Source organism: Streptomyces sp. NPDC004111, from assembly GCF_042874215.1.
Classification (GTDB): Bacteria; Actinomycetota; Actinomycetes; order Streptomycetales; family Streptomycetaceae; genus Streptomyces.
This window is the reverse complement of record NZ_JBIAMU010000014.1, coordinates 38,642-64,488: the sequence shown is the minus strand read 5'-3', so window position 1 is coordinate 64,488 and position 25,847 is coordinate 38,642. Positions and strand designations below refer to the sequence as shown.

General features: G+C 73.0%; 21 protein-coding genes and 1 pseudogene. 9 read left to right on the top strand and 13 right to left on the bottom strand.

The features are described from left to right. Positions 1-13: 13 nt before the first annotated feature. The 3 genes from ACFYVL_RS26210 to ACFYVL_RS26200 all read right to left on the bottom strand — a co-directional run bounded on the left by ACFYVL_RS26210 (position 14) and on the right by ACFYVL_RS26200 (position 7,258). Positions 14-3,994 (bottom strand): SAV_2336 N-terminal domain-related protein, encoded by a 3,981-nt coding sequence (locus ACFYVL_RS26210; RefSeq protein WP_389248867.1) that lies wholly within the window; start codon positions 3,992-3,994, stop codon positions 14-16. 2 nt (positions 3,995-3,996) lie between these two features. Beyond that, positions 3,997-4,998, bottom strand: coding sequence for an AAA family ATPase (locus tag ACFYVL_RS26205; protein ID WP_389248865.1), 1,002 nt, complete (start codon positions 4,996-4,998; stop codon positions 3,997-3,999). 295 nt (positions 4,999-5,293) lie between these two features. Then, positions 5,294-7,258, bottom strand: a complete 1,965-nt coding sequence (locus ACFYVL_RS26200; protein WP_389248863.1) for a trypsin-like peptidase domain-containing protein — start codon at positions 7,256-7,258, stop codon at positions 5,294-5,296. A 202-nt stretch (positions 7,259-7,460) separates the two neighbouring features. Here ACFYVL_RS26200 and ACFYVL_RS26195 point away from each other — a divergent pair, with 202 nt between their 5' ends. Continuing rightward, positions 7,461-7,646 (top strand): DUF6104 family protein, encoded by a 186-nt coding sequence (locus tag ACFYVL_RS26195; protein WP_389248861.1) that lies wholly within the window; start codon positions 7,461-7,463, stop codon positions 7,644-7,646. A 16-nt stretch (positions 7,647-7,662) separates the two neighbouring features. Here the strand turns inward: ACFYVL_RS26195 and ACFYVL_RS26190 are convergent, their stop codons facing one another. Beyond that, on the bottom strand, positions 7,663-8,514 hold the full coding sequence (locus ACFYVL_RS26190; protein ID WP_389248859.1) for a hypothetical protein: 852 nt from the start codon (positions 8,512-8,514) through the stop codon (positions 7,663-7,665). Positions 8,515-8,694: 180 nt separating this feature from the next. On the opposite strand from ACFYVL_RS26190, the gene ACFYVL_RS26185 reads away from it, so the two are divergent. Together ACFYVL_RS26185 and ACFYVL_RS26180 are read left to right on the top strand one after the other, a co-directional pair. Further along, on the top strand, positions 8,695-9,744 hold the full coding sequence (locus tag ACFYVL_RS26185) for a DUF4097 domain-containing protein (RefSeq protein ID WP_389248857.1): 1,050 nt from the start codon (positions 8,695-8,697) through the stop codon (positions 9,742-9,744). Position 9,745: 1 nt separating this feature from the next. Continuing rightward, positions 9,746-10,825: a helix-turn-helix transcriptional regulator gene (locus tag ACFYVL_RS26180; protein ID WP_389248855.1), complete on the top strand. Its 1,080-nt coding sequence runs from the start codon at positions 9,746-9,748 to the stop codon at positions 10,823-10,825. A gap of 260 nt (positions 10,826-11,085) precedes the next feature. On the opposite strand, the gene ACFYVL_RS26175 is transcribed toward ACFYVL_RS26180, so the two are convergent. From ACFYVL_RS26175 to ACFYVL_RS26155, 5 genes are all read right to left on the bottom strand, one after another. Next, on the bottom strand, positions 11,086-11,655 hold the full coding sequence (locus ACFYVL_RS26175; protein ID WP_389249214.1) for a Clp protease N-terminal domain-containing protein: 570 nt from the start codon (positions 11,653-11,655) through the stop codon (positions 11,086-11,088). Next, entirely contained in the window at positions 11,655-11,864 is a 210-nt protein-coding gene (locus tag ACFYVL_RS26170) for a helix-turn-helix domain-containing protein (RefSeq protein ID WP_389248853.1), read from the bottom strand. The genes ACFYVL_RS26175 and ACFYVL_RS26170 overlap by 1 nt, the downstream gene beginning before the upstream one ends. A 113-nt stretch (positions 11,865-11,977) precedes the next feature. Next, entirely contained in the window at positions 11,978-13,465 is a 1,488-nt protein-coding gene (locus ACFYVL_RS26165) for a cellulase family glycosylhydrolase (protein ID WP_389248851.1), read from the bottom strand. An 88-nt stretch (positions 13,466-13,553) separates the two neighbouring features. Beyond that, on the bottom strand, positions 13,554-14,519 hold the full coding sequence (locus ACFYVL_RS26160; protein WP_389248849.1) for a zinc-binding dehydrogenase: 966 nt from the start codon (positions 14,517-14,519) through the stop codon (positions 13,554-13,556). Positions 14,520-14,737: 218 nt separating this feature from the next. Next, positions 14,738-15,943: an NADP-dependent malic enzyme gene (locus ACFYVL_RS26155; protein WP_389248847.1), complete on the bottom strand. Its 1,206-nt coding sequence runs from the start codon at positions 15,941-15,943 to the stop codon at positions 14,738-14,740. 641 nt (positions 15,944-16,584) lie between these two features. On the opposite strand from ACFYVL_RS26155, the gene ACFYVL_RS26150 reads away from it, so the two are divergent. From ACFYVL_RS26150 to ACFYVL_RS26140, 3 genes are all read left to right on the top strand, one after another. Beyond that, positions 16,585-17,550: an ABC transporter substrate-binding protein gene (locus tag ACFYVL_RS26150; protein WP_389248845.1), complete on the top strand. Its 966-nt coding sequence runs from the start codon at positions 16,585-16,587 to the stop codon at positions 17,548-17,550. Positions 17,551-17,665: 115 nt separating this feature from the next. After that, entirely contained in the window at positions 17,666-18,640 is a 975-nt protein-coding gene (locus ACFYVL_RS26145) for an amino acid ABC transporter permease (RefSeq protein WP_389248843.1), read from the top strand. Further along, on the top strand, positions 18,637-19,398 hold the full coding sequence (locus ACFYVL_RS26140) for an amino acid ABC transporter ATP-binding protein (protein ID WP_389248841.1): 762 nt from the start codon (positions 18,637-18,639) through the stop codon (positions 19,396-19,398). Before ACFYVL_RS26145 ends, ACFYVL_RS26140 begins: the two co-directional genes overlap by 4 nt. A gap of 69 nt (positions 19,399-19,467) precedes the next feature. On the opposite strand, the gene ACFYVL_RS26135 is transcribed toward ACFYVL_RS26140, so the two are convergent. After that, a complete protein-coding gene (locus ACFYVL_RS26135; protein ID WP_389248839.1) occupies positions 19,468-20,229 on the bottom strand; it encodes a class I SAM-dependent methyltransferase in 762 nt (253 codons plus the stop codon). Positions 20,230-20,321: 92 nt separating this feature from the next. On the opposite strand from ACFYVL_RS26135, the gene ACFYVL_RS26130 reads away from it, so the two are divergent. Further along, the gene (locus tag ACFYVL_RS26130) at positions 20,322-20,951 is read left to right on the top strand and encodes a CGNR zinc finger domain-containing protein (protein WP_389248837.1); all 630 of its coding nucleotides are present in this window, start codon (positions 20,322-20,324) and stop codon (positions 20,949-20,951) included. On the opposite strand, the gene sodX is transcribed toward ACFYVL_RS26130, so the two are convergent. After that, positions 20,855-21,325 carry a nickel-type superoxide dismutase maturation protease gene (sodX, locus tag ACFYVL_RS26125; RefSeq protein WP_389249212.1) on the bottom strand — a complete coding sequence of 157 codons (471 nt, stop codon included), beginning with the start codon at positions 21,323-21,325 and terminating at the stop codon, positions 20,855-20,857. The genes ACFYVL_RS26130 and sodX overlap by 97 nt on opposite strands. A gap of 154 nt (positions 21,326-21,479) precedes the next feature. Here sodX and sodN point away from each other — a divergent pair, with 154 nt between their 5' ends. Continuing rightward, on the top strand, positions 21,480-21,875 hold the full coding sequence (gene sodN, locus ACFYVL_RS26120; RefSeq protein WP_389249210.1) for a superoxide dismutase, Ni: 396 nt from the start codon (positions 21,480-21,482) through the stop codon (positions 21,873-21,875). Between the two features lie 7 nt (positions 21,876-21,882). Here the strand turns inward: sodN and ACFYVL_RS26115 are convergent. After that, positions 21,883-22,409: pseudogene (locus ACFYVL_RS26115) on the bottom strand (tyrosine-type recombinase/integrase); the annotation flags it as partial. A gap of 977 nt (positions 22,410-23,386) precedes the next feature. Continuing rightward, on the bottom strand, positions 23,387-24,832 hold the full coding sequence (locus tag ACFYVL_RS26110; protein ID WP_389248835.1) for an MFS transporter: 1,446 nt from the start codon (positions 24,830-24,832) through the stop codon (positions 23,387-23,389). Positions 24,833-24,971: 139 nt separating this feature from the next. On the opposite strand from ACFYVL_RS26110, the gene ACFYVL_RS26105 reads away from it, so the two are divergent. Then, positions 24,972-25,751, top strand: a complete 780-nt coding sequence (locus ACFYVL_RS26105; protein ID WP_389248833.1) for an AraC family transcriptional regulator — start codon at positions 24,972-24,974, stop codon at positions 25,749-25,751. The last annotated feature ends 96 nt before the right edge of the window (positions 25,752-25,847 follow it).

The window sequence follows — 25,847 nt, the reverse complement described above, 5'->3', positions numbered from 1 at the left end:
TCGGGGCGCCCCGTCACGCCCGGCCGCCCGTCAGCCGTCGTACGGCGGCCCGCGCGTCGGCCGCCTCCTCGGTGTCCTGCTCCCCCGCCTCCGCGTACAGGTGCACCGCCTCCCGGTACTCGGCGAGGGCGCGGGCGGGTCCCGCGGTGCGTTCGAGGATCTTGGCGCGGTAGTGGCGGGAGCCGGCCGCGATCTCGGGGCGGTGCGCCTCCTCGGCAGCCTCGGCGGCCCGCCGGTAGTAGTCGGCGGCATCGATCCAGCGGGCCGCCGAACCGCCGCGCCGGGCCTGTTCCTCGGCGACCTGGGCGCGCAGCCGCCAGCTGGCCGCCGCGATCTCGGTGCCCTCTCCGGCGCGGGCCGCCGCACCCAGCAGCCAGTCCGCCTCGTGCAGGTCGGACTGGCCGCCGCGCATGACGTACCGGGTGAGCAGGGCGTGCCCGAGCGCCATCCGGCGGCCGGCCAGTTCGGGGTCGGCGTCGGCGGTGCTGTCGACAGCCTCGCGCATCATCCGCACCGCGTCGTCCCACTCCTCGGCCTCGATGAGGGCGTCGCCCAGCGACTTCAGCGCGTACGGGTAGAACTCGCTGTCCGGTTCGAGACCGGCGAGCGAGGCCCACCAGGCGTCGATCTCCTCGACGAGGTGCTCCCGCTCGCCGGTGCGCGCGTAGGCGTCGGCGAGCGCCCAGGCGAGGTGCTGGAGGGTGAGGGTGCGCAGCTCGCGCTCCTCGCGGCTGAGTGCGAGGGCCAGCCGCAGCAGGCGGAGCCGCTCCTCCTCGGCCTCGGCGGCCCCGTTCCCGTGCAGCTGGAGGGCGCCGGCGAGGCCGAGCAGGGCGGTGGCGATCCGCCGGTCCAGGGCCGCCCGCGCCTCGTGCGCCTCGTGGTCGCGCTGCTCGGCCGGGGTGTACGGCACGGGACCGGGGCCGACGGGCGGGAAGGCCGACGCGGAGCCGTGGCCCTCGGCGGGGGCGGGGTCCTGCTGTGGGTAACGGCCCTGCTGGAGGCCCGGGTCCTGCTCGGAGCCGTTGCCCAGGCCGGCGCGGGGGCCCTGCCCGGACCCGTCGCCCGGTTCGGGGCTGGGCCCCGGCCCGTCACTCGACCCGTAGCCCTGCGCCAGGTCCTCGTCCCGCTCGCGCCCGTAGCCCTGCGCCAGGTCCTCGTCCCGTTCCGGGCCGTAGTCCTGGTCGGGTTCGGAGGCGCGGGGCGAGCCGGGGTGCCGGCTCAGGCCCTCCGGTGCGCCGGAGGGGGGCGTGCCGTACAGGTCCGTGTACTCGTCCAGGTACGGATTGCGGTCGTCGTCCGGGAACGGTGCGGCGGGCGGGGCGTCGTCGAGGGGGCCCGCCCCCTGCCGGTACCGCTCCGCCGTGCCGGGCCCCGCCTCCTCCTCGTACGGTTCCTCCGCGCCCGGTGCCGGCTCCCCCGGCGCCTCCGGTGCGGGCCCCACCGGCCACGGCCCCTCCTGCGCGCGGAACGGCCCGCCCCCGGCGACGAGCGGCTCCCCGCCCCGGTCGCGGTACAGCGCGTCGATCAGCTCGCGGTACGTCTCGACCGCGGACCCGGCCTGCCGACGGCCCTCCGCCCGGTACTCGGGTCCCGGCTCCCAGCGGACCTCGCCCTGGCCCAGCAGGTGCCTGGCCCGGTCGAGCAGCAGCCCGGCACAGTGCTCCAGCCGGGCCGGCCAGTCCCTGGAGGTCCAGCTCAGCGCGGTGAACACGGCCTCGCCCAGCATCCGCGCGGTCCACTCGGCCGGCCCGTCGTGCTCCTCCCGCAGCAGTGCGGTGAAGGCGGGGTCCGCGCCCCACGAGGCCATCACGCGCAGGGTGAGCAGGGCGTTCGGGTAGACGGTGTCGTCGTCGCGGGAGGCCGGGTCCCGTTTGGGTTTCGCCTCCTTCAGGCAGTCCAGCGCCTGCCGCCACAGCCGCATCCGGAGCCGCTGCGCCCGGTACGGTTCGCCCTCCTGCTCCCGTACCGAGTCGGGCAGCGCGGGCGTCCCCGCGCCCGTCACCTCCACCTCGGACGCGACGGCGACCAGCGCGGCGTGCCACACCCGCAGCAGGGCGGCGTTCAGCGTGCCGGGCCGGGTCCGCGCGAACTGCTCCAGGGCGCCGCGCAGGTCCTCCGCCGTCTGCCGCACCTCCCAGCGCAGGTAGAGCAGGGCGCCCAGTTCGGCGTGGAGCGCGCCGGGGTCCGGGGACGCCTCGACGGCGGCCCGCAGCAGTGCCGCCGCCTCGTCGAGGTCCCGGGCGGCGTGCCGCTCGGTGTACTGGGCGATGAGTTCCCGTGCCCTCAGGGCCAGTTCGTCGGCGCCGGTGCCGACGGCGGTCGCCTCGGCGACGGACACCACCGGCACCGTCTGGCCGAACCGGCGCAGGACCTCGGCGGAGACCCGGGCGAAGGCGCGCAGCCCCTCCTCCTCGCTCACGCCGGGCCGGCCCGGCTGCGCCGGGTGCGCCTCGCCCGCCAGGTAGGCGGCGGCCCGCGCGGGGAAGTTGCGGGCGGTGCGGCCGTAGCGGAGCTCCAGGTAGGCGGAGCAGTGCTTGAGGACGAGGTGGGCGTCGCTGACGGCGATCTGGTCCAGCAGTTCGCGGCGCACGCCGTCGATGAACTCGTACCCGATCAGCCGGTCGGTGTCGGTGCCGCGCCGCAGCAGTCCGCCGAGCATCACCTCGGCGAGCACCTCGGGGCCGCTGTCGGGGAGCATCGCGCGCTGGACGAGCTGCATCACGGGCAGGGCGAGGGGGGCGGCGGAGAGGTAGACGGCGAGCCGGGCGGCGTCCGGGGAGGCGGACCTGCGGAAGGCGCGCACCCGGTCGGCCGGGGTCGCCGTGCGCTCGGTGCGGCGCGGCGCGGCGGACGCGGGGTGTTCGGCGCGCACCCAGCCGGCGACGGTGCGCAGGCTCTGCCCCTTGGCGCCGGACACCAGCCGCACCCAGGCGCGCAGCGGTCCGGGGCGGGGTGCCAGTACCGGTACGGGCAGGGCGTCGGGGTCGTCCGTCCCGCCCGCGGCCGGGTGGAACCTGAGCCGCCCCGCCGGGCCCTCGCCCCGTACCAGCTCGCCCTTCACGGCGGGCAGATGGGTGCGCCGCCACATCCGCTGCGGCAGCGGCTGGACGACGGCGACGGGTGCGGTGGCGGCCCAGCCGTGCATCAGCTCCTGCATCTTGCCGGCCCGCCACAGGGGTCCCGCGCAGTCGGACAGGACGAGGGTGAGGCGGTGGCCGGTGGGGTCGCGGAGCTCCTGGGGGCGGTGCAGCGGGGCGTCGGGGTCGGCGGAGAGGGCGAAGGCGGCGTCGCCGTCGGCGTTCTCCCGTACGTAGTGGACGCGGACCTCGCGGAAGGCGCCGGAGCGTTCGCAGATCTGCCGCAGTTCCTGGAGGGTCTCCTCCCACACGACCATGGAGGTGGACACGTCCATCACGAACTGCAGCCGGGCGGCCCGGCGCCGCCTGCCGCGCAGTACCGGGACGACGACGCCGGTGTCGGCGGCCCGGTCGGCGGTGGCCTCCTCGTCGAGGCCCTCGGCGCCGAGGCTGCGGGCGGGCGCCCGGTAGCCGCGCAGCGGACGCAACGCGCGTTGCAGTGCGAGGGGCTGGGGCAGTGCGGCGGCGGTGGGCACGCGCACGGCCCCCTCGCCCGCGCCCTCCGCCCCGCCGGTGCCCTCGGGTCCCGCGCCGGGGCCGGGTACGGCCAGTTCGGCGGTGGGCGGGGTGGGGACGCGGGTGCCGCGCGGCGGGGTGACGTCGGGGCGCGGCGGTGCCTGGCCGGTGGTACCGGTGCGGCCTCCCGCTCCGTCGGCGGGCGGTGTGCCGGGTCCCGGCGCCGGGTCGGGGTGCGCCGGGGGCACCCAGCGGGCCAGCCACAGGGCGTCGGCGAGTTCGTCGGGGTGCGGGTCGATGCCGAGGTCGTGCAGTCCGTCGAGGAGGGCCACCAACTGGGCGTTGGTCGCGCCGGAGTTGATCCGGTCGCCCTCGGCGAGGGTGTGTCGTCGGCCTGCCATGGCTACGGACGCTGCCCTTGTTCCGCGGGTCGCAGCAGGAGTTTGCCGAGGCCCTGGTGCTGGGCGTTGCGGGTGAGGTAGATGGCGTTGAGCAGTTGGTCGGTGGGGCGCAGTTCGCCGCCGCCGCTCTCGGTGAAGAGGCGCACGAGGTCGCGGTGGGTCTCGTCGGCGCGCTCGCCGAAGTGGGCCTGGACCATGGCGGCGAGGCGTTCGCCGCGGGCCGGGTCGAGGTGCAGGTGGATGCAGCGGCGCAGCAGCGGGGCGGGGAACTCGCGCTCGCCGTTGCTGGTCATCACGATCACCGGGAAGGCGTGGCAGCGCACCTTGCCGCCGGTGACCGGGACCCGGCGGCCGTCGTCGCTGAGCACCTGGACGACGTCCTGGCCGGGGCGGTCGGCGATGCGTTCCAGTTCGGGGAGGCCGAACTCGCCCTCCTCGACGACGTTGAGGAGGTCGTTGGGCAGGTCGATGTCGCTCTTGTCGAGTTCGTCGATGAGCAGGACGCGGGGTGTGCGGGTCGGCAGCAGGGCGGTGCCGAGCGGGCCGAGCCGCAGGTACCGGCCGATGTCCTGGGTCTGGGTCTCCTGGCCGGCCAGCTGGGCGTCCTGGAGGCGGCCGATCGCGTCGTAGGTGTAGAGCCCGTCCTTCAGCTCGGTGCGGCTGACCACCGGCCACTGGAGGACCCGGCCCAGGCCGAGTTCGTAGGCGATCTCGTGGGCGAGGGTGGACTTGCCGGTGCCGGGGTCGCCGGTGACGAGCAGCGGGCGGCGCAGGTAGAGGGCGGCGTTGATGAGCTGGAGGGACCTGGGGTCCTGGGCGGACAGCGAGGTGCGGTCGCCGAGCCTGCGGGAGGAGGCGGCGTCCAGCGGGGGTGCGGTGCCGGCCGCGCCGGTGAGCGGCGTGCCGTCGAAGGTGCGCCAGCGGGGCGGGGCGGGGAGGCGGTCGACGCGGCCCGGTTCGGGGTCTCCCTTGCCCTGGTAGATCAGCCACTCGTGGGCGTTCATGGGATGCTCCTCGTCGTCGGTCGGTCGTGGCGTGCCGAGGCCTGACCGACGGGGGCAGTCGGTGCCCGCAACGGGCCCCTGAGAATGTACCCAACTCCCCTGTCCGGGCAGGCCTGTTCCGGCCATCGGGGCCGGTGCACAGGAGTGGTGCGGAGGGCCGGGAGAGCGCGCGCGGGGCGGTGTGCGACCCGGGGCGCGGCGGTGCTCCCGGCGCGGGGGCGCGCCGCGGGGCGTCGCCCGGGGCGCGCGGGGCGGTGCGCGGCGGGCCGTACGGGGAGGCGTGCGGCGGGACCGTTCACGGCGAGTCCAGCACCCCCTGGTCCTCCGGGGCCGGCCGGCGGGGGTCGTCGTAGAGCAGGGCGAGGCCCTCGGCGGGGTGCGGCTGGTTGCTGTTGCTGATGTCCTCGCGGATCCTGCGCAGCCGGTCGGGGATCTCGGTGGCGTGGCGGGCACGGGCGAACTCCCGGCCGGTGAAGGCGTGCAGCGTGTCGCAGGACTCGCGGCAGCGCTGTCCCGGGTGGCCGTCGACGTGCCAGAGCGCGATGCCGTGGCCTGCGTCGATCGCCGCCTTGAGGGCCGCGGCGCCGTCCCCCTCCCGGGGACCGCGGCACAGTACCGGGATCTCTCCGGCGGCGTACGAGGCGAGCTGCCCCTTGGCGAGGAGGCCGCCGCGCGGCGGGGTGCGGCGGGCGGTCAGTGCGGGGGCGGTGCGGGTGGCCTCCCAGCGTGCGGACCAGCTGTCGTCGTGGGTGCCGAGCCGGTCGAGGTGGCGCATGACGACGGGGCGGCGCACCCCGATCAGCTCCTTCAGCTCCCGCTCGTGCAGATTGGCTTGTTGATGGGGCTGCCAGCGGTGCCAGGGCCGGTGGAACTCACCGAGGTCCAGGGCGATTTCGAGGGGTGCGGGCCATTCGGTGAGGTCGACCCGGCTGAAGAGTTCGGCGAGCGGTTCGCTGACCCGGAAGAGGAGTTCCTCGGCGGGGACGGCGTGTCCCTCGTACACCGGGTAGCCGTCGGCGTCGCCCATTCTGAGCCGCCAGTCGTAGCTGTTGCCCTGGTTCTGGAGCTTCAGCAGTTCCAGGATGACCACCGGGCGGTCGTCGTCGGGGCCCGGGTAGCAGCGCGGCCCCTGGCCGTCCTCGCGCGGTGCCGCGAGGACCTCGGGCAGCGGCTCGGGCCGCCGCTCGGCGCCACCGCCGCGCCGCCGCTCGATCCACTCGGCGAGTTCCCGGCTGCCGCGGCCCTGGGAGGCGGTGAGGCGCTGCACGTCGTCGAGGTAGCGCAGGAAGTGCTCGGCGCGCTGCGGGGCGGAGCCGTCGTACAGCTCGCCGTGCCCGTCCCGCCAGGAGACCGGTGCCACCGCGGGGTCGGCGACCCGGCGCCGGGGCAGTGCGATCCGGGCGAGGGTGATGACGACGTACGGGGCTTCGGGGGCGGACAGTGCGGCGAGGAGGCCGAGCGCGGTGCGCCGGTCCTCGGGGGTCCAGGTGCTGCCGTCGTACGCGGCGGCGGGGCCCGCCAGCGCGCTCTGCCGGGCGATCCAGTCGTCGCCCGCCCCCGACCGGCGGCGCTCGTGCCAGGTGTCGTGCTCGCGGACGATCTCCTGGTAGAGCCCGTCGAACCGGTCGAAGCGGCGCAGCGCGGTGGTGGCGATGGACAGTCCGCCGGACAGGTCGTCGGGCCGCCGCGACTTGGTCACGCCCACGACGGCGCCGGCCGCCGGGTCGAGCACGGGGCCGCCGGAGAGGCCCGGCACGATCCGCACCTCGCTCTCGTCGAAGCGCCGCCCGTAGGTCCCCTCGTGCACCGCGACCCGGGTGGCGGCGGACCACTTCTCGCCCGCCCCCTCGCCGTCCTCGCCCCGGGGGACGTACCCGAGCACGGTGCGCCGGTCCCCGGCGGGCTGCTCGGCCCAGTCGGCGAGCCAGACGCACTCGTGGTCCGGGGCCGGGTCCTCCAGCCGTACGACGGCGAGGTCGAGCCCCGTCGGGATGGGCCCCTCGTCGCCGAGGTCCCAGAGCGAGGCGGCCAGCCGCGCGCGGGCGGGCAGACCGCCCTGGAACCCGTCGCCCCGCACCAGGAAGACGGTGTCCCGCTTGACCCGCAGCGGCACCCGCAGCACGTGTGCGCAGGTCACGATCAGGCCGGGCGCCACGAAGAACCCGCTGCCCCACATGCGCGGTGTGCCGGGGGCGTCCGCGGTGAAGTGCACGGTCGCCGCCGCCGCGAGCTCCCCCAGCCAGTGACCGGCCTCAGGCATCGCGAATCCCCCCGCCCATGAAGACCCCCCGTTAACTCCCCAACTGCCCTGTCCCGTACTGCTTTTGAGCTTCCACGACATTAGCCGCCGGTCCGGTTGCAGGGCAGCCCCGGGAAGCAGGCGGATCAACGGCACCCCGACGCCCGCCGGCGCCCCCGCCCCGGACAGAACGGGACGTCCCGGTCCGCTTTATTCTTTCCCCATGTACTTCACTGACCGTGGCATCGAAGAGCTGGAGAAGCGGCGCGGCGAGGAGGGGGTCACCTTCGAGTGGCTCGCCGAGCAGCTGCGTACGTTCGTGGACCTGAACCCGGACTTCGAGGTCCCGGTCGAACGCCTGGCGACCTGGCTGGCCCGGCTGGACGACGAGGACGAGGACGAGGAGTAGGCCGCCGCTCCACGGTTCAACGACGGGCGTCGCGGGCCCTGAGGTGGTCGTAGGTGAGGCCGGCCGCGCCCTGGGCGATCAGGAGGGCGCCGGCGGCGGACCAGCCCGCGCCGCCCCTGCGCAGGCCCCAGACCAGGAGGGGGAGGCCGCAGGCCAGGTGGGCGGCGCCGATGGTGCGGGCCTTGGGGCCGCGGACCCAGGTGCCCAGGGGGCTGTGGTCGACGCGGTCCAGTTCGACCCGCAGCGCGTCGCGCCAGCCGGCCCACTCCACCGTTTCCACGTCCTTGCCCACCCTGGCCGCCTCCCGCAGCCGGTCCGCGCTCTCGCCGGGGCCCAGGCCGGGCGGCAGGGCGACTCCCGCCCGGTGCAGTACGGCGATGAGTCCCAGCAGCCGGGCGCGGGCGTCCGCGTCCTCGTCCGGGCGGGCCAGCGCCTCCAGGGACTCCATGTCGTGCACGGGGTCGAGCCCCAGCCGCACCGCGAAGGTCCGCATCGCCTCGTCCTCGCCCAGCGGCGTGCCGTCGGCCAGCCACTCGTACCCCACGCCGCGCCGGAATCCGGCGGCCAGCGAGTAGCCGGCCCGGTCCGGGTCCCACCACAGGGCGAGCACCGGCCAGTTGCTGCCGACGGCGAGGGCGGTAGCCCAGCCCGCGAGGACGCGGTCGACGGGTTCGTACTCGCTCCCCGCGGCCAGCCACGGCTTGCCCTCCGGGACCAGCACGCTCCACTCGTCGCCCGCCGGGGCGAGCAGCATCCGCTCGCGCAGCAGATGGGCGGCGGGGCGTACGTCGGCGACCGGGGCGCGGCAGAGGAGCAGGGCGCCGGTGGCCCCGGTGGTGCGCGCGGGCGGGGAAGCAGGCTGTGACATACCGCCCACGCTAGGCCAATTCATCAGCAATTACCTACTGTCGCCCCTTTCCTTATGTTGACTTCACCCAACCGCGATATATCGTGTTGAACAGAAGACGCGATATGTTGCGTTCACGGGGCAGACACGGGGCAGACCCGCACGAAGGCCCGCCGCAGACCTGCTGGGGAAGGAATCACCATGTCCGAGTGGTCCGTCACCGAACCGCGGAAACTCACTTTCGACGAGCCAGTGACGGCACTGAGCGTGCGTGTCGTCAACGGCACCGTCAATGTCGTCGGCACGGACGGCCCTCTGGACGGGGTCCCGTCCGCCCGCCTCGAAGTGACCGAGCTGGACGGCCCTCCGCTGGTCGTCACGCACAAGAACGGCCGGCTCACCGTCACGTACGAGGACGTGCCCTGGAAGGGCTTCCTCAAGCTGTTCGACCGGCACAGCTGGAACCGCACCGCGACCGTCACGCTCGCCGTCCCGGCCGGGGCGAAGGTCGACGTCGGCGTGGTCGGCGCGAGCGCCGTGGTCTCCGGGATCCGCGAGCGCACGGAGGTGCGGAGCGTCACCGGCGAGGCCACCCTGGTCGGCCTCTCCGGCCCGGTGAGCGCGGAGACGGTCTCCGGCAACGTCGAGGCCCAGTCCCTCACCGGCGAGATGCGCTTCAAGTCGGTGACGGGCGACCTCACCGTGGTCGACGGCGCGGGCCCCTCGGTACGGGCCGAGTCGGTCGGCGGGGCGATGGTCATCGACGTGGACACCGCGAAGAGCGGTCCGACCGACATCGCGCTGACGACGGTCTCCGGCGAGATCGCGATCCGGCTGCCGCACCCGGCGGACGCGAAGGTCGAGGCCAACACCACCAGCGGCACGGTCTCCAACGCGTTCGAGGACCTGCGGGTCTCCAGCGGCGGCTTCACCACCGACCACGGCGGCCCCAGCGCGTGGGGCTGGGCCCAGAAGAAGATCACCGGCACGCTGGGCACCGGCGCGGGCAAACTGCGCGCGACCACCGTCTCCGGTTCGATCGCGCTGCTGCGCCGCCCGCCGCAGGAGGAGGCCCCGACGGACACGCCGCCGCCCGCGCCGCCGCAGGACACCCCGCCGCAGGACGGCCCGTCGGCCGCCGCGCCGCAGGACACCCCGCCGGCCGGTTCCTCCGGCGCCACTCCCCCCTCGGACACTCCGCCCTCGGACACCCCTCCCTCCGACGGCCCCACTTCCGGAAAGGTCCTCTGACATGGCTCCCGTCTTCGCCCACGGCCGTCTCCGCCTCTACCTGCTCAAGCTGCTCGACGAGGCGCCGCGGCACGGCTACGAAGTGATCCGGCTCCTGGAGGAGCGTTTCCAGGGCCTGTACGCGCCCTCCGCCGGCACCGTGTACCCGCGGCTGGCCAAGCTGGAGGCCGAGGGCCTGGTCACGCACGCCACCGAGGGCGGCCGGAAGGTCTACTCGATCACCGAGGCGGGCCGCGAGGAACTGGCCGGCCGGGGCGGCGAACTGGCCGACCTGGAGCTGGAGATCCGCGAGTCGGTGTCCGAACTGGCCGCCGAGATCCGGGACGACGTCCGGGGCGCCGCGGGCGACCTGCGCCGCGAGATGCGCGCCCAGGCGGCGTCGGCGGGCGCGGGCACCGGGACCGGCCGGGAGTCCGGTCCCTCCGGCGGCGACTGGGGCGGCGGCCCGTGGGGCGACAAGGAGGCCTGGCGACTGGCCAAGGAGGAGATGCGCAGGGCCCGCCAGGAGTGGAAGGACCAGGCGCGCCGCGCCAAGGACGAGTCCCGCCGGGCCCGCGAGGACGCCCAGGAGGCCCGCCGCCAGGCGAAGGAGGCCTCCGAGCGGGCCCGCGAACACATGCAGCAGGCGGCCCGCAAGGTCGAGGAGCAGGTGCGCGCGCACATGTCGAAGGGCGACTGGCCCTCGACCGTACGGGACGTGCTCGGCGAGATCGGCCGTGATCTGGGCCGGGACTTCGGCAAGGACTTCGGCCGCTGGGGCCGCCCGGCGGAGGCGCCCACGGAGGCGCCCGACATCACGGTGGAGCGCACGGACCTGAAGAAGCCGTCGGGCGCGGAGCGGACCACCGGACCGCAGGACGCGGTTCCGGCCGAGTCACTGCCGGACTGGGCCCACGAGGACACGCCCCCCGGCACGGACCCGGCCCGCGAACTGGACCGCCTGCTGGACCGCTTCCGCGACGGCGTCCGCGACACGGCACGCGACCACGGCGTCACGGACGCCCAGCTGACGGAGGCCCGAGCCCACTTGGCCGCCACGGCGGCGCGCATCCACCGGCTGCTGAGCGGCCCGAAGCAGTAACCGGCACGGAGGGGCGGGCGGTCGTCCGCCCGCCCCTCCTCGCCCCTCACCGATCGGCGCTCGCCGGGCCGCCCGGGTGGCACCTTCACGCCACCGGGACGGCCCGGTTTTCGGGTGTTACGGGGCTGCGGGCTGACGACCGCCGGCCCGCAGCCCGCCCCGCAGGAGCCCTGCCGTCCGGCGACGAGGAACGCGTGGCGGCCTTCCGCGTCGCCGAAGTGACCGGATGCCCCCGGGGCGGTACCCCGGGGTGCCCGGGGTCACTTCACGGTGCCGTAGACGGCCCGTTCCACCTCGCCGTAGCCGGCCCCGAAGTCGCCGAGGACCTCGGACACCGCCCCCGGTCCGGTCACCAGCGCCAGCAGCAGGTGCTCCTCGCCTATGTGCTTGTCGCCGTGCCCGAGGGCCACCCGCAGCGACCGCTCCAGGACCTTCTTCGCGGCGGGCGTGAACGGCCGGTGCCCCTTCGTCAGGCGCCGCTTCACCCGGCCGCCCTGGCTCAGCGCGCCCTCCCCGTGCGCCTCCTCCACCTTCGCGACGATGGCGTCGATGTCGATGCCCATCCCGGCGAGGGCGTCCGCCTCCGCCTGCGAGACGCCGCCGCGCCGCCGCGTCTCGGCGAGGGCGCCCTCGATCTCCGGCCGGCGCCCGGCCAGGCCGAGGGACGCGAGGGCGCCGGCGGCGCGCCCGGTGGCTCCCGGTTCGCCGGCCCCCGCGAGCAGGGCGATCAGGAGGTGCTCCTCGGTGATGGTGTCGGAGCCGAGCCGAGCCGCGTGGACCTGCGACTCGACGACCACACTCCGCGCTTCCGTCGTGAACCGTTCGAACATCATCGCCCTCCATGCTTCTTGTGCACGGCCTGCTTGCTGACGCCCAGTTCGGCCGCGATCTCCTGCCACGACCAGCCCTGGTTCCTCGCGCCGCGGACCTGTACGGCTTCCAGTTGCTCCAGCAGCCGCCGCAGGGCGGCAACGGCGCGCAGGCCGACGCGGGGGTCGCGGTCTCCTGCCCTGGCGGCGAGGTCGGTTGCTTCGCTCATACCGTCAACGTACGTTGACACACCCGCCCCGTCAACCCTCATTGACGTCGCGACCGGCCCTCCGCGGACACAGCGGCCACCCCTGCCCCGCCCGCCTTACGCGGGCACAGGGGTCAGCGGTGGGCGGTGAGGGTGGGGGTGGTGCCCGGCAGGGCCCAGACGCGGACCCGCTCCGCCCTCCCCGGCCCCACCCACCGCGTCCCGCTCCACGCCGCCCCCCGCACGCTCACCCTCCACCCCGTCGCGCTCGGCGGGAGGGACACCTCGCTCACGGTGCCGGCCGCGCCCCGGCCCGCCTCGTAGGTGAGGGTGTAGCGGCCGGCGGCGGCGTCGTACGTGCTCGACACCGTGCGGCCCGCGACCGCCGCCGCGTACGGCTCCGACGTACGCGCCTTGTGCCCGCGCAGCCGCCCCGCGCCGTCCACCGCGCAGTACCCGCCGCCGTAGCACCACACATAGCCCGCCCAGCCCGAGCTGTAGCGGGCGAAGGAGGCGAGCGCGTCCTCGTAGAAGCGGGCCATATTGGGGCCGTCGTTGTTGAGCGGACCCCACTCGCCGACCACCACCGGCACCTTGTACTGCCTGGGGTACGCCGTCACCGCCGCCTCGTACGCCTCGATCCAGCCCGCCGCCGGGTCGTAGTCCGCGCCCGCCTCCATCGCGGTGTTGTAGAAGTGCGGCGCGTACACGACCTTCCGCTGGGGGTCCTTGACCTCGCCGAGGCCGGTCGGCACGCCCTCCCCCACGATCGGGGTCGGCTCGACGAACAGCCAGGTGTGCCGGTCCTGCGAACGGACCGCCGCCGTGAGCCGGTTGTACATCGGGGTCACCTGGTCGCGTTCGATCCGGCGGGCCGCCGTCGGCAGGTCCTCGCCCTCCTTCAGCTCGCCCATGGGCTCGTTGAGGAAGTCGTAGCCGAGGACCGCGGGGTGGTCGCCGAAGCGGTCGGCGAGCAGCTTCCAGAGGTCGGCCTGGGCGCGTCGCAGATCGGCGTCCTCGTACAGGTGCGTGAACGCCCGTTGCACGGCGGGCTGGAAGTACTCGGAGAACCAGTCGTCGGGGTTGGGCGTGAAGGGCAGGCCGTCGGTGCGGGTCGCCCACTCCGGCACGCCGCGGTGCCCGAAGGCGGGGCCGAAGACGTCCTGGTGCCCGTCGATCAGCACCCGTACGCCGTACTTGTGCGCCCAGCCGAGAATCCGCTCGACCTTGCGCAGGTACGGCTTGCTGTACTGGCCGCGCCGGGGCTCGATGTCGTCCCAGAACACCAGCAGGCGGGCGAAGTTGAAGCCCTGCCGGCTCATGTCGCGGAAGTGCTTCTCGGTGATCGCGCTCAGCGCGGCGTCACCGCGGTTGGCCTTGTCCTCGACGTTCCAGCCGCGCAGGGTGAGGGCACGGCCGTGCTCGTCGGTGAGCCGGGGGATGCCGGAGGCCGGGGACGCGGCGGGGGTCCCGGCACGGGCCGGACCCGGCGCGGACACGGCGGGCGGCCCCGCGGCGGGCACCGCCCCCGCGGCCGGTGCCGCGACGACGCCGGTCGTCAGCAGCACCCCGCCCAGCACCGCGGCGAGTCCGATTCGGGCACTTGCAGACGTGCGGCGCATGGGGCGCTCCTCGGGCCGGGGCCGTCGGCCGGAGAGAAACCGACGGACAGTCAGGTGCCCGTGATCCAAACAGCGCCCCACCCGACTCTCAAGACCCGGTGAGCACAATCTTTCCGAAGAGGTCGCCGCCGGCCATCCGCTCGAAGCCCTCGCGGGCACGGTCCAGCGGCAGCACCTGGTCGATCACCGGCCGCACCCCGGTCGCGGCGCAGAAGGCCAGCAGGTCCTCCAGCTCGTCCTTCGAGCCCATCGTCGAGCCGACGACCCTCAGTTCCAGGAAGAAGATCCGGTTCAGTTCGGCGGCCGGCGGGTTCGGTCCGCTGGTCGCCCCGGAGATGACCAGCGTCCCGCCGGGCCGCAGCGACTTCACGGAGTGCGACCAGGTGGCCGCCCCCACCGTCTCGATCACCGCGTCCACCCGCTGCGGCAGCCGGGCGCCCGGCTCGAAGGCCTCGACCGCGCCGAGTTCGACGGCCCGCTTGCGCTTGGCCTCGTCGCGGCTGGTGGCGTACATCCGCAGCCCGGCGGCCCTGCCGAGCACGATCGCGGCGGTCGCGACACCGCCGCCCGCGCCCTGCACGAGGACCGCGTCGCCGGGACGCACGCCCGCGTTGGTGAACAGCATCCGGTACGCGGTGAGCCACGCGGTGGGCAGGCAGGCCGCCTCCTCGAAGCTGAGCTCCCTGGGCTTGCGCAGCACGTTCCACTCGGGGACGGTGACCCGCTCGGCGAAGGTGCCCTGGTACTTCTCGGTGAGGATGGAGCGCTTCTCCCGGGGGCCCACGCCGTGCCCGCTCTCGCCGATCACGGAGTGCAGGACCACCTCGTTGCCGTCGGCGTCGATGCCGGCCGCGTCGCAGCCGAGGATCATCGGCAGCGTCTCCTCGCCGATTCCCACCCCTCGCAGCGACCACAGGTCGTGGTGGTTGAGGCTGGCGGCCTTGACGGTCACGGTGGTCCACCCGGGCCGGTTCTCCGGCTCCGGGCGCTCCCCCAGCTCAAGACCGCTGAGCGGCTGGTCACGGTCGATACGGGCTGCGTATGCGGCGAACATGGAGCCGACGATAGGCCGGATGCGAGGCGCGGCGGAACAGCGACGGGGTGTGACGCGCACCGCGTCGGCCGGGCCCCGGCCGCCGGGACCGGGCCGTACGAGGACGGGCGGGGCGTCCCGCACGGGCGGCAGCGGGGCCGCACGACGGGCCGGGCCCGTGCCCCGGTGACACCAGGGGCACGGGCCCGGCCCGTACACGTACCGAAGTGCGGCGGCGGCTACCTGCGCGCCACGCCCTCCGCGCGTGCGGCGGTCGCGACCGCGGCGGTGACCGCCGGGGCGACGCGCTCGTCGAACGGCGAGGGGATCACGTAGTCCGCGGCCAGTTCGTTGCCCACGACGTCGGCCAGCGCGTTCGCCGCGGCGATCTTCATACCCTCGGTGATGCGCGAGGCCCGCACCTGGAGGGCGCCCGCGAAGATGCCGGGGAAGGCGAGGACGTTGTTGATCTGGTTCGGGTAGTCCGAGCGGCCCGTGGCGACGACCGCCGCGTACTTGTGGGCGACGTCCGGGTGCACCTCGGGGTTCGGGTTGGCCATGGCGAACACGAACGCGTTCGGCGCCATCGAGGCGACGGCGGCCTCCGGGACCGTACCGCCGGAGACGCCGATGAAGACGTCGGCGCCGGCCAGGGCCGACTCCAGGGAGCCCGACAGGCCCGCCTTGTTGGTCAGCTCGGCCAGCTCGCGCTTGACCGGGGTCAGGTCGTCGCGGTCGGTGCTCACGATGCCCTTGCGGTCGGCGACGGCCACGTCGCCGAGGCCCGCCTCCAGCAGGAACTTGGCGATGGCGACGCCCGCGGCGCCCGCGCCGGAGATGACCGCGCGCAGGTCGCCCAGCTCGCGCTTGGTGAGGCGGGCGGCGTTGCGCAGGGCGGCCAGGGTGACCACGGCGGTGCCGTGCTGGTCGTCGTGGAAGACCGGGATGTCCAGGGCTTCCTGGAGGCGGCGCTCGATCTCGAAGCAGCGCGGCGCCGAGATGTCCTCCAGGTTGACCCCGCCGAAGGAGGGGGCGAGCCGGACCACGGTCTCGACGATCTCGTCGGTGCTGGTGGTGGCGAGCGCGATCGGCACCGCGTCCACGCCGCCGAACTGCTTGAAGAGGATGGCCTTCCCCTCCATGACCGGGAGCGAGGCCTCCGGGCCGATGTCGCCGAGGCCGAGGACCGCCGTGCCGTCCGTCACGACGGCGACGACGTTCGACTTCCAGGTGTAGTCGTTGACCAGCTCGGGCTGCTCGGCGATGGCGGTGCACACTTTGGCGACACCGGGTGTGTAAGCGAGGGACAGGTCGTCCTTGTCGCGCACGGGGACGGTGGCCTCGATGGCCATCTTGCCGCCCCGGTGGAGCGCGAAGGCCGGGTCGAAGGGCTCATCCAGCCCAGCGCCCGTGCCGGTCTCGGGATTGACGATCTCCGCTGCCATTTTCTTTTTACCCCTTAATTCTTCATCAGTTGAGGGTGGCCACTCCTGGTTGAGGAGGGGTGGGCGGGTCCGCGTCCGTGCCCCGTCGGGACGGTTGGCCCGTCCCGGCGGGGGGAGGTACGAACGCGCGGGCGCGCCGCACACGCGCCCTGGGCCCCGGATGAGGGGTGTAAGGGTCCTTCTTACCGGACCGAGCACATCGGCGACGAGTCCGTATCGGTGCCGTGACCGAATACGGGCAGCTCATCGGGGCGATGTGGGATGACTCATGGCGCGATGTCGGACAAACTACCCACAAGTCCTGGGCTTGTCCTAGTACGCGACTTGAGACGCATCCACATCGCGAGACGAACCGCAGATTTTCCTGCCGTGTCACCAACTCCCCGCAGAAGGTCCGGCCTTGATGTACCGGCCTACAAGGGAACGGGGATCACCCGTTATCTGATTTTGACATGACCGGCGCCCTTAATGAACGGGTCCGAATGGCAAGATGCCGTCATCACACCTGGTCGTGCCCCGGTCGTGCCACCCAGAGCCGCGTGCTCGACCGTCGCGCCCAGCCCGGAGGAACCGGGCGAAAAGCCCGGAAAAAGTGCCCCGGGCGCCCCGTACGTCACACCCTCATCTGCCGGAGGACCCCCATGACCGCACGCACCCCCCGCCGCACGGCCGCTCGTTCCCGGATAGCCGCGGTCGGCGCGCTCGCGGTCGCCGGAGCACTGGTTCTCACCGGCTGCGGCGACCAGACCGGTGCCGCCGACGACAGCAAGAGCGGCGGCGGCGACAAGGCGAGCAGCGGCAACGCGCTCTTCGCCAAGCTCCCCGAGGCGATCCAGAAGAAGGGCACGCTGGAGATCGGCACCAACGCCGAGTACGCCCCGATGGAGTCCAAGCAGGGCAGCGAGATCATCGGTGTGGACCCGGACATCGCCACCGAGCTGGCGAAGAAGCTGGGCGTCAAGGTCAAGTTCACCGACGCCAAGTTCGACACCCTGATCACCGGTGTCAACACCGGCCGCTACGACCTGGCGATGTCCTCCATCACGGACACCAAGGCCCGCCAGGAGGGCCTGGACGACAAGGGCAAGAAGCTCGGCCAGGGCGTCGACTTCGTCGACTACTTCGTGGCCGGTACCGCCGTCTACGTCAAGAAGGGCAACCCGCAGGGCATCAAGTCCTTCGACGACCTGTGCGGCAAGCAGGTCGCGGTGCAGATGGGCACCACCTACGAGACCGCCCTGAAGACGCAGTCCAAGAAGTGCACCGACGGCGGCAAGAAGGCCGTCGACATCAAGTCCTTCGAGAACGACACCGAGGCCCAGACCCGGGTGCGGTCCGGCGGTGTGGCGGCCGGTGTCAACGACTACCCGGTGGCGGCCGACCTGGCCCGCAAGGCGGGCAACGGCTCGACATTCGAGGTCGTCGGCGAGCAGTTCGAGGCGGGCCCGTTCGGCATCGCCGTCGACAAGAAGAACACCAAGCTGCGCGACGCGGTGAAGGAAGCCCTCGACGCGATCATGAAGGACGGCTCCTACAAGAAGGTGCTGGAGAAGTGGGGCGCCCAGACCGGCGCGATCGACGCCTCGGCCATCAACGGCGGCAAGTGACCGGTCTCCCCCGGGTCGGCACGACGGCGCACCGCCGCGCGGGGCACCTGTGCCCCGCGCCCCTGGCGGGCGCCGGCCGCGCCGTACCTCCGAGCATCACCGAAGGGCAGTCGTCATGACTGAGAAGTTCAGCAAGGAGCCCGCCGACGCCACTCCCGGCGGCTCCCCGGCCCCGGCCTCGACGACGGTGATCCCGCCGTCCGGGCCCGCCGAGACCATCAAGGCCATCCCGGTGCGCCACTACGGGCGCTGGATCAGCGGCGTGATCGTGATCGCGCTGCTGCTCCTGCTCGGGTACTCGTTCTCGCAGGGCGACATCCAGTGGAGCGCCGTCACCGACAAGCTCTTCGACGACACGGTCGTCGCGGGCGCCGGACGCACCCTGCTGATCAGCGTGCTGGCCATGGTGATGGGCGTCCTGCTCGGCATCGTGCTGGCCGTGATGCGGCTCTCCAAGAACCCGGTGACCAGCGGTGTCGCCTGGCTCTACATCTGGTTCTTCCGCGGCACGCCGGTCTACCTCCAGCTGCTGCTGTGGTTCAACCTGGCCCTGATCTTCCCCGTCCTCAATCTCGGTCCGATCTACAAGGACGAGATGACCGACGTGATGACCCCGTTCCTGTGCGCGCTGCTGGGCCTCGGCCTGAACGAGGCCGCGTACATGGCGGAGATCTGCCGCGCCGGTCTGCTGGCCGTCGACGAGGGCCAGACCGAGGCCTCCCAGGCGCTCGGCATGAGCCAGGCCAAGACGCTGCGCCGGATCGTGATCCCGCAGGCGATGCGGGTGATCGTGCCGCCGACCGGCAACGAGTTCATCAACATGCTGAAGACCTCGGCGCTGGTGTACGCGGTGACGTACAACGAACTGCTGCGCTCGACGTCGGCGATCGGTTCGACGTCGTACGCCGTGATGGAGATGTTCTTCGTCGCCGCGATCTGGTACCTGGTCATGACCAGCGTGTTCACCGTCTTCCAGTTCTACCTGGAGCGGCGGTACGCCCGGGGTTCGCTGCGCTCGCTGCCCGCCACCCCCTGGCAGAAGGTCAAGGCGAACCTGCTCAACATCAGCGGCAGCGGGAGGACCCGATGAGCACGATGGTCAAGGCCGAGAACGTCCACAAGTCGTTCGGCCACGTAGAGGTCCTCAAGGGCATCAACCTGGAGGTCGCCACCGGTGAGGTGTTCTGCCTCGTCGGACCCTCCGGCTCCGGCAAGTCCACCTTCCTGCGGTGCATCAACCACCTGGAGAAGATCAACGCGGGCCGCCTCTCGGTCGACGGCCAGCTGGTCGGCTACCGGCAGCGGGGCGACAAGCTGTACGAGCTGAAGGACAGCGAGGTCGCCCTCCAGCGCCGGGACATCGGCATGGTCTTCCAGCGCTTCAACCTCTTCCCGCACATGACGGCGCTGGAGAACGTCATGGAGGCGCCCGTCCAGGTCAAGGGCGAGAACAAGGCCGGTGCCCGGGAGCGGGCCGGCCGGCTCCTGGACCGGGTCGGCCTCGGCGACAAGGCGTCCAACTACCCCTCCCAGCTCTCCGGCGGCCAGCAGCAGCGCGTGGCCATCGCGCGGGCGCTGGCGATGGAGCCGAAGCTGATGCTCTTCGACGAGCCGACCTCGGCGCTCGACCCCGAGCTGGTGGGCGACGTCCTGGACGTGATGCGCTCGCTGGCCGAGGACGGCATGACGATGATCGTCGTGACCCACGAGATGGGCTTCGCCCGGGAGGTCGGGGACTCCCTGGTCTTCATGGACGAGGGCGTCGTCGTCGAGGCGGGTCACCCGCGGGACGTGCTGACCAATCCGCAGCACGACCGCACGAAGTCGTTCCTCTCGAAGGTGCTGTAGCCGGTGCGTGCGTGGGGGGCGGTACGGATCTCCGTACCGCCCCCCACGCGTATCCGCCCTCCCGTCGGCCTACTTGACGGCCAGCACCAGCGAGTCCGAGGGCGACGACCACACCGCGCGGGCCTCCGCGAAGCCGGCCGCCCGCAGCGTCGCCGTGTGCCACTCCGCCGAAGGGGTCTCGCCGTCCGCGTGCTCGCCGAAGATCTCGAACCGCTCGGCGGTCGGCGCGGCCAGCAGCGGGTCGGCGGCGGCCAGTTGCCACCACTGGGCCCAGTCCACCGCGCCGTCCGTCCTCGCCCGCTCCATCCCCGCGTGCCGCAACGCCCGCTCGGCGGCGTTGATACGGGGCGTCGTGGTGTCCTTCATCCGGTCCGCGTTCATGAACACCCCGCCCTCGCGCACCAGTTCACCGAGCTGCGCGTACAGCGTGGCGAGCGGTCCCAGCCTCAGCCAGTGCAGGGCGGTGGCGGTCAGCACCGCGTCGTAGCTGTCGTACGGGAGCTTGGAGCGCCACTGCGGGTCCATCAGGTCGGCGGTCACGAACTCCACCCGCCCGTCGCCCTCGAAGGTGCCGCGCGCGATGGTCAGCAGCGCCGGGTCGAGGTCGACACCGGTACTCGTGGCCGCCGGGAACCGCCGGAGCAGCCTGCCCGTGATACTTCCCGTACCGCACGCGAGGTCCAGCACCCGGGCCTCGGTCCCCACGAATGCCTCGACCATGTCGAGCATGACCCGGAACCGCTCCTCCCGGTCGGGCATGTACCACTCCTGCTGCCGGTCCCAGCCGGCCTGCCACCCGGCCCAGTCCGCAGCGCCCACCGCTTCCGCCATGGAATCCACCCACTCTCGTAATACCCTCGACCGATAACCGCCCATTACTAGACGCTCGCGCCGAGACTAGACCGCCCCAGTAAGGACTACAAGTGGAACTGGCCTATTACGCGGACTATGCCGTACGACTGGTGAACAGCGAGGAGCCCGCCCGCAACAAGGACGCCCTCACCACGGTGGAGGCCGTGCGCGACCTGTTCGGCGCCAACCAGCAGGCGGCACGGCGCGCGACCGACGCGGACGTGACCCGCTTCCGTTCGGTACGGGCCCGGCTGCGCGCGGTCTTCGAGGCGGCGGACACCGGCGACGAGACCCTCTCCGTCGACCTGCTCAACTCGCTCCTGCTCGAATTCCCGGTGAGCCCGCAGATCTCCGGACACGAGACCCGCAAGGACGACGGCCGCCCGGACTGGCACATGCACCTCGCCGACCACCCCTCGAACGCGACCGCGGGTTTCGCGGCCATCGCCTCGATGGGGCTGGCGTTCCACCTCACCGAGCACGGCGCCGAACGGCTGGGCCTGTGCCAGGCGCCGCCGTGCCGCAACGCCTATCTGGACACCTCCACCAACCGCTCGCGCCGCTACTGCTCGGACCGCTGCGCCACCCGCGCCAACGTGGCCGCCTACCGTGCCCGCAAGCGCCTGGAGACGGAACGGTCGGCCAGCACCGGCCGCACCGCCGAGACCAGCCAGGACAGCACCGTCGCCACCGACCGCTGACGCCCCGCCTGCACCGGCCGGTACCGCGCCCGCACCCGCCCGAGCACCAGCGAGGGCGGTACGGCGCCGAACGCCCGCGAGTCGACCACCTCGGCGTCCGGATTGTCCCCGAGCACCCACCACCCCCCTTCCCTGCGCTCGACGACCCGCTTCACGACCAGCAGGTCCTGCTGCAACGGGTGCCGCATGATCACCACGTCACCCGGCCGGACCTGGGCGCCGTAGTGGACCAGTGCCCGGTCCCGGTGCAGCAGCGTGGGCACCATCGAATGGCCCATCACCTCGGCGATCCCCAGCAGCGCCCCGGCCTCCTGCCCCGGGGGCGGCGGCTCCCGCTGCTCCAGCCCGTCCCGCGCCCGCCCGCTCTCCGTCATCTGCGGCACCTCCCGCTTCCTGTTCGCACCGCCCCCTGGTCCCATAGTGACCCGGGACTTTTGACGTAAGCCCATAGGGGCACTCGCGAAAAGCCCTTCCTCACGGAGTAATCTCCCCCTTGAGAAGACGATCACGAGGAAGGATGCGATGCACATGCTCTCCCGCCTGTTCGCCCCCAAGGTCAAGGTCAGCGCCCACTGCGACCTCCCCTGCGGCGTGTACGACCCGGCCCAGGCCCGTATCGAGGCCGAGTCGGTCAAGGCCGTCCAGGAGAAGATGGCCGCGAACGACGACGCGCACTTCCAGGCGCGCGCCGTCGTCATCAAGGAGCAGCGCGCGGAGCTCGCCAAGCACCACGTCTCGGTGCTGTGGAGCGACTACTTCAAGCCCCCGCACTTCGAGAAGTACCCGCAGCTGCACCAGCTGGTCAACGACACCCTGAAGGCCCTGTCGGCCGCCAAGGGCTCGACGGACCCGAAGACCGGCGAGAAGGCCCTCGAGCTGATCGCCGAGATCGACCGCATCTTCTGGGAGACCAAGAAGGCTTGATCTCTGGTCAGCCTGTCTGACCTGCGGTTTCGCCAGTCAGATCGCTTACCTGTCCGCACCCGGTCCGCAGGCCGCCGAGCACGGCGTCCATGACGGAGCGGGTGCGGTCTTCTTCGCCCGGCCACAGGTGTGCGTAGATCCGCAGCGTGATGACGGCGGACGCGTGACCGAGGACCATCTGCACCTGCTTGACGCACACCCCGCCCGCGAATAGCGCGGAGGCGAAGAAGTGCCGCAGGTCGTGGGTCACCATGTGCGGCAGCTCGACGGGCTTGCGATCCTCACGCTCGGCCGCCTCTTTCTCCGCCGCCTGGAGTGCCCTGCGGGCGCAGTTCCACTCCGTCTTCCACCGTCGGTCGTTGAGCGGCTTTCTACCTCGACCATCGCCTCCACCTGCGCGACGGTGGACGCGGTGTTCTTCTCGTCCGCCGGTACAGGAAGGGTGGTCCGACGACAGGGTGTTACGGAGATCGCCTTGCCGTCGACGGCTGCCGTCATCAGGCGTACGAGTACGTCGTAGACGTTGCGCCCGCTGGAGGCCAACCCGTATCTGTACGCTTCCGGCGACCCCACCAACATGATCGACCCCAGCGGGCTATGGGGCTTCTCGGACTTCACCGAGACGCTGGGTGCATCCATAGGTGCCGTGCTGGGTGCTGTTGCGACCGGAGCATTCTGTGCCGTGCCCGCTGGCAGCGGATGCCTCGTCGTCGCTGCGGTCCTGGTCGGCTTGGGCTCTGGTTCCGGAGGAGCGACCGGATCAGCTCTCGGCGGCGGAGATGCCGGCGGCCGAAAGGACGCCTTCGTCAACGGCTTCATGGGTGGCGCCGCAGGCGACCGCGCAGTCAGTTACGGCCTCGGCAGAGTAGTACATCGTTGCTGTGGGGCGTGCGGCTCGCGCGCCCCACAGCGCTAGATCAGCCCGGGAGCAGCAGTGATCAAGAAGAGTGCCCCGACCATTCAACTGCGCATCCGGGGAGCGGCGTTGGCCGGAATTCTGGGCGCGACGGCCGCCGGGACAGCAAGGCTTGTGGGTTCTGGAGTGGATTGGACTGTTGCCCTGTCCGCCGCGATAGGGGCCGTCGCTGCCGCAGTGGTGGGATTCGCTTTCCCGTGGGCCTTGATGGGCAACCGCAATCATCACTGAGCCCTGTCCAGCAGCGCCTGCGGTATCTGACGGACCAACTCACCTCCCGGGGACAAAGGAGGAGTCGTCGCTGGTCGCGGTCGAGCAGGATCTGACGGTCGCCGGCAGGCTGATCTTCCGCCTTCCGACGCTCCGGACTCCGACCAGGAAGTAGCCGTTTTCACCACGGACACGGCAGCGGGGACGGCGCGCGAGCGCGACGAGATCGCACCAGCCTGGTATCGGGTCAACAGGGGCGCGTTTCACACAGCACGGTCTACCCTGCAGAACCTCTCGCTTGAAAGCTGACGTCAGCCACCGCGAGCCTGGCCACGTGTCTCCTCACCCAGTCCGCACACAGTCCGCAGGACGCCGAATTAGGCGTTCACGGCGGACCGGGTGCGGTCTTTGTGTGCGGGTGCCGCCCCGTCAGGCGGGGGGTGGGGCGCAGGAGGGTCGCGGGCAGCAGGGCCGAGGCCGCGAGGAGGACCGCGGCGGCCGTCAGGGCGTACGAGAAGCCCGCCGTCGGGGTGGCACGGTGCGCGGCGAGGGTGATCAGGGTGGCCAGGCCCAGCGCCCCGCCGAGTTGCTGGACCGAGTTGAGGAGGGCGGAGCCCAGCCCGGCGTCCTCCTGGGTGGTGTCCGTCAGGGCCGCGACCGTCAGCGCGGGCAGGCTCAGGCCGCAGCCGAGCGACGTGACGAGCAGGCCGGGAAGGACCCCGGTCGGGTAGGCGTCCCCCGCGTCGATGGTGGCGAGCAGGAGGAGGCCCGCCGCGGTGAGGAGGATCGCGAGGGTCAGGGCCCGGCGGGTGCCGAACCGGGCGACCGCGCGGGCGGAGAGCCACATGCCCGCGAGGATTCCGCAGCCGTACGGGAGATAGGCGAGGCCCGCCGCGAGCGGGCGGTATCCCAGCACCGTCTGGAGGTGCACCATCAGCAGGAACGCCATCGCGTACATCGCGGCCGAGAAGAGCAGCGTGGCCGCGCCCGCCACCGCCCGGGTCCGGTGGGCGAGGAAGGACAGCGGGACCAGGGGGGCCGCGGTGCGCGACTCGACGGCCACGAAGACGGCCGCCAGGAGTGCGGACAGGACCAGCGGGACGAGGGTGCCCGGGTCGCCCCAGCTCGACTCCGCGCTGTGCAGCAGGCCGTACACCAGGGACACCAGGGCCCCGGTGCCGAGCACCGCGCCCGGCACGTCTAGCGGGACCGGGCGGGCGGCCCGGCTCTCCGGGACCAGCCGGGGAAGCAGGAGTACGGCGGCGAGCACGACCGGCAGGTTGATCAGGAAGATCCAGCGCCAGGAGGCGAGTCCGGTCAGCGCCCCCGAGACGACCAGGCCCGTCGTGCCGCCCAGGGCCGCGATGCCGCCCCAGATGCCGAAGGCCCTGGCGCGTTCGCCGGGGCCGGGGAAGAGCAGGGCGATCAGGGCGAGCGCGGCGGGGCTCGCCATGGCCGATCCCGCCCCCTGCACGAAGCGCCCCGTGACCAACTGCCAGGGCTCCTGCGCCAGTCCGCACAGCAGGCTCGCCGCGCCGAACAGCGCCACCCCGCTCAGGAAGACCCGCCGCCGGCCGAACAGGTCGGCCGCCCGGCCGAACAGGAGCAGCAGCCCGCCGAAGGCCAGGAAGTAGGCGTTGACGACCCAGCTCAGTCCGCTCGCGGAGAAGCCGAGTTCGTCACGGATGGCGGGGAGCGCGACGTTCACGACGTTGTCGTCGAGCACGAGCATGAACTGGACGAGGCACAGCACGACGAGTGCCGCGTTGCGGCGGCCGTACGGCTGCCCAACTGGTCTGGTGGGCGGGGTGGTTGAGGAGGGGATGGTCATGTGCCGACGCTAGGCGCCCGTCCGGTCCGGCCGCGATCCGCTACGGGGCCGGGCAATAGCGGGTTGGGGACACGGCCGTCCGCGACCGGGCGCCGCCGGGGCCGGTCGGGAGCCCGCGCCCGCGCGTAGGGTCGCCCGCATGACCGCGGTACTGCACGGCCCCGTCCCTCCCGGCGTCGGCGCCATCGTCGTCGGGACCTTTCCGCTGGCGACCGGCCAGTGGTTCGTTCCGCACAGCCACCCGCAGCACCAGCTGGCGTGGGCGCGGCGCGGAGTGCTCGGGGTCGTGGTCGGTGACGCCTACTGGGTGCTGCCGCCGACCCGGGCGCTGTGGCTGCCGGCCGGGGTCGTGCACCGGACGGGTGCGACCCGCGACGCGGTGCTGTGCAGTCTGTACTTCGAGCCGGAGCGCACCGCCCTGCCGGTACGGGACTGGGCGGAGCCCACGCCGGTCGGGGTGGACGGGCTGCTCGCCCGGCTCGTCGAGTACCTCGGCCGCGAAGACCTCACCGAGGCCGCGCGGCTGCGCGCCGAAGGCGTCGTCCTGGATGTGCTGCGTCCGCTGCCGAGCACACCGGTCATGGTGCCGCGTCCCGTCGACGAGCGGGTGCGGGCGGTGGCCGACGCCCTGCTCGCCGACCCGTCGGACCCGCGCGGCCTGGAGGCGCACGCGCGGGCGGTCGGGGTGAGCAGGCGCACCCTGAGCAGGCTGTTCGTACGGGACACCGGGATGAGCTTCGACCGGTGGCGCACCCACGCCCGGCTGCGGGCGGCGCTCGGCCCGCTCGCCGAGGGGCAGCCCGTCTCCCGGGTGGCGCACGCCGTCGGGTACGCGACGGCCAGCTCGTTCCTCGCCGCGTTCCGGCGGGTGGTCGGCACGTCGCCGGGGCGCTATCTCGGGGGCCCGCCGCCGGAATGACGGCCCGCCGCCGGGCCGGGAATCCGGCCGCCGTAGCGTGCCCCGGGGAACTTGGAAACCTTTCGGGCCCCGCCGTACGTTGACCGCCGGGCGGGA

Coding starts and splice junctions, on each gene's coding strand:
- ACFYVL_RS26185 (WP_389248857.1), top strand. CDS start 8,695: ATGTCCGAGTGGTCCGTCACCGAACCGCGGAAACTCACTTTCGACGAG.
- ACFYVL_RS26140 (WP_389248841.1), top strand. CDS start 18,637: ATGAGCACGATGGTCAAGGCCGAGAACGTCCACAAGTCGTTCGGCCAC.
- ACFYVL_RS26195 (WP_389248861.1), top strand. CDS start 7,461: ATGTACTTCACTGACCGTGGCATCGAAGAGCTGGAGAAGCGGCGCGGC.
- ACFYVL_RS26160 (WP_389248849.1), bottom strand. CDS start 14,519: ATGTTCGCCGCATACGCAGCCCGTATCGACCGTGACCAGCCGCTCAGC.
- ACFYVL_RS26150 (WP_389248845.1), top strand. CDS start 16,585: ATGACCGCACGCACCCCCCGCCGCACGGCCGCTCGTTCCCGGATAGCC.
- ACFYVL_RS26105 (WP_389248833.1), top strand. CDS start 24,972: ATGACCGCGGTACTGCACGGCCCCGTCCCTCCCGGCGTCGGCGCCATC.
- ACFYVL_RS26200 (WP_389248863.1), bottom strand. CDS start 7,258: ATGCCTGAGGCCGGTCACTGGCTGGGGGAGCTCGCGGCGGCGGCGACC.
- sodX (WP_389249212.1), bottom strand. CDS start 21,325: ATGACGGAGAGCGGGCGGGCGCGGGACGGGCTGGAGCAGCGGGAGCCG.
- ACFYVL_RS26155 (WP_389248847.1), bottom strand. CDS start 15,943: ATGGCAGCGGAGATCGTCAATCCCGAGACCGGCACGGGCGCTGGGCTG.
- ACFYVL_RS26190 (WP_389248859.1), bottom strand. CDS start 8,514: ATGTCACAGCCTGCTTCCCCGCCCGCGCGCACCACCGGGGCCACCGGC.
- ACFYVL_RS26210 (WP_389248867.1), bottom strand. CDS start 3,994: ATGGCAGGCCGACGACACACCCTCGCCGAGGGCGACCGGATCAACTCC.
- ACFYVL_RS26145 (WP_389248843.1), top strand. CDS start 17,666: ATGACTGAGAAGTTCAGCAAGGAGCCCGCCGACGCCACTCCCGGCGGC.
- ACFYVL_RS26165 (WP_389248851.1), bottom strand. CDS start 13,465: ATGCGCCGCACGTCTGCAAGTGCCCGAATCGGACTCGCCGCGGTGCTG.
- sodN (WP_389249210.1), top strand. CDS start 21,480: ATGCTCTCCCGCCTGTTCGCCCCCAAGGTCAAGGTCAGCGCCCACTGC.
- ACFYVL_RS26205 (WP_389248865.1), bottom strand. CDS start 4,998: ATGAACGCCCACGAGTGGCTGATCTACCAGGGCAAGGGAGACCCCGAA.
- ACFYVL_RS26180 (WP_389248855.1), top strand. CDS start 9,746: ATGGCTCCCGTCTTCGCCCACGGCCGTCTCCGCCTCTACCTGCTCAAG.
- ACFYVL_RS26110 (WP_389248835.1), bottom strand. CDS start 24,832: ATGACCATCCCCTCCTCAACCACCCCGCCCACCAGACCAGTTGGGCAG.
- ACFYVL_RS26170 (WP_389248853.1), bottom strand. CDS start 11,864: ATGAGCGAAGCAACCGACCTCGCCGCCAGGGCAGGAGACCGCGACCCC.
- ACFYVL_RS26135 (WP_389248839.1), bottom strand. CDS start 20,229: ATGGCGGAAGCGGTGGGCGCTGCGGACTGGGCCGGGTGGCAGGCCGGC.
- ACFYVL_RS26175 (WP_389249214.1), bottom strand. CDS start 11,655: ATGTTCGAACGGTTCACGACGGAAGCGCGGAGTGTGGTCGTCGAGTCG.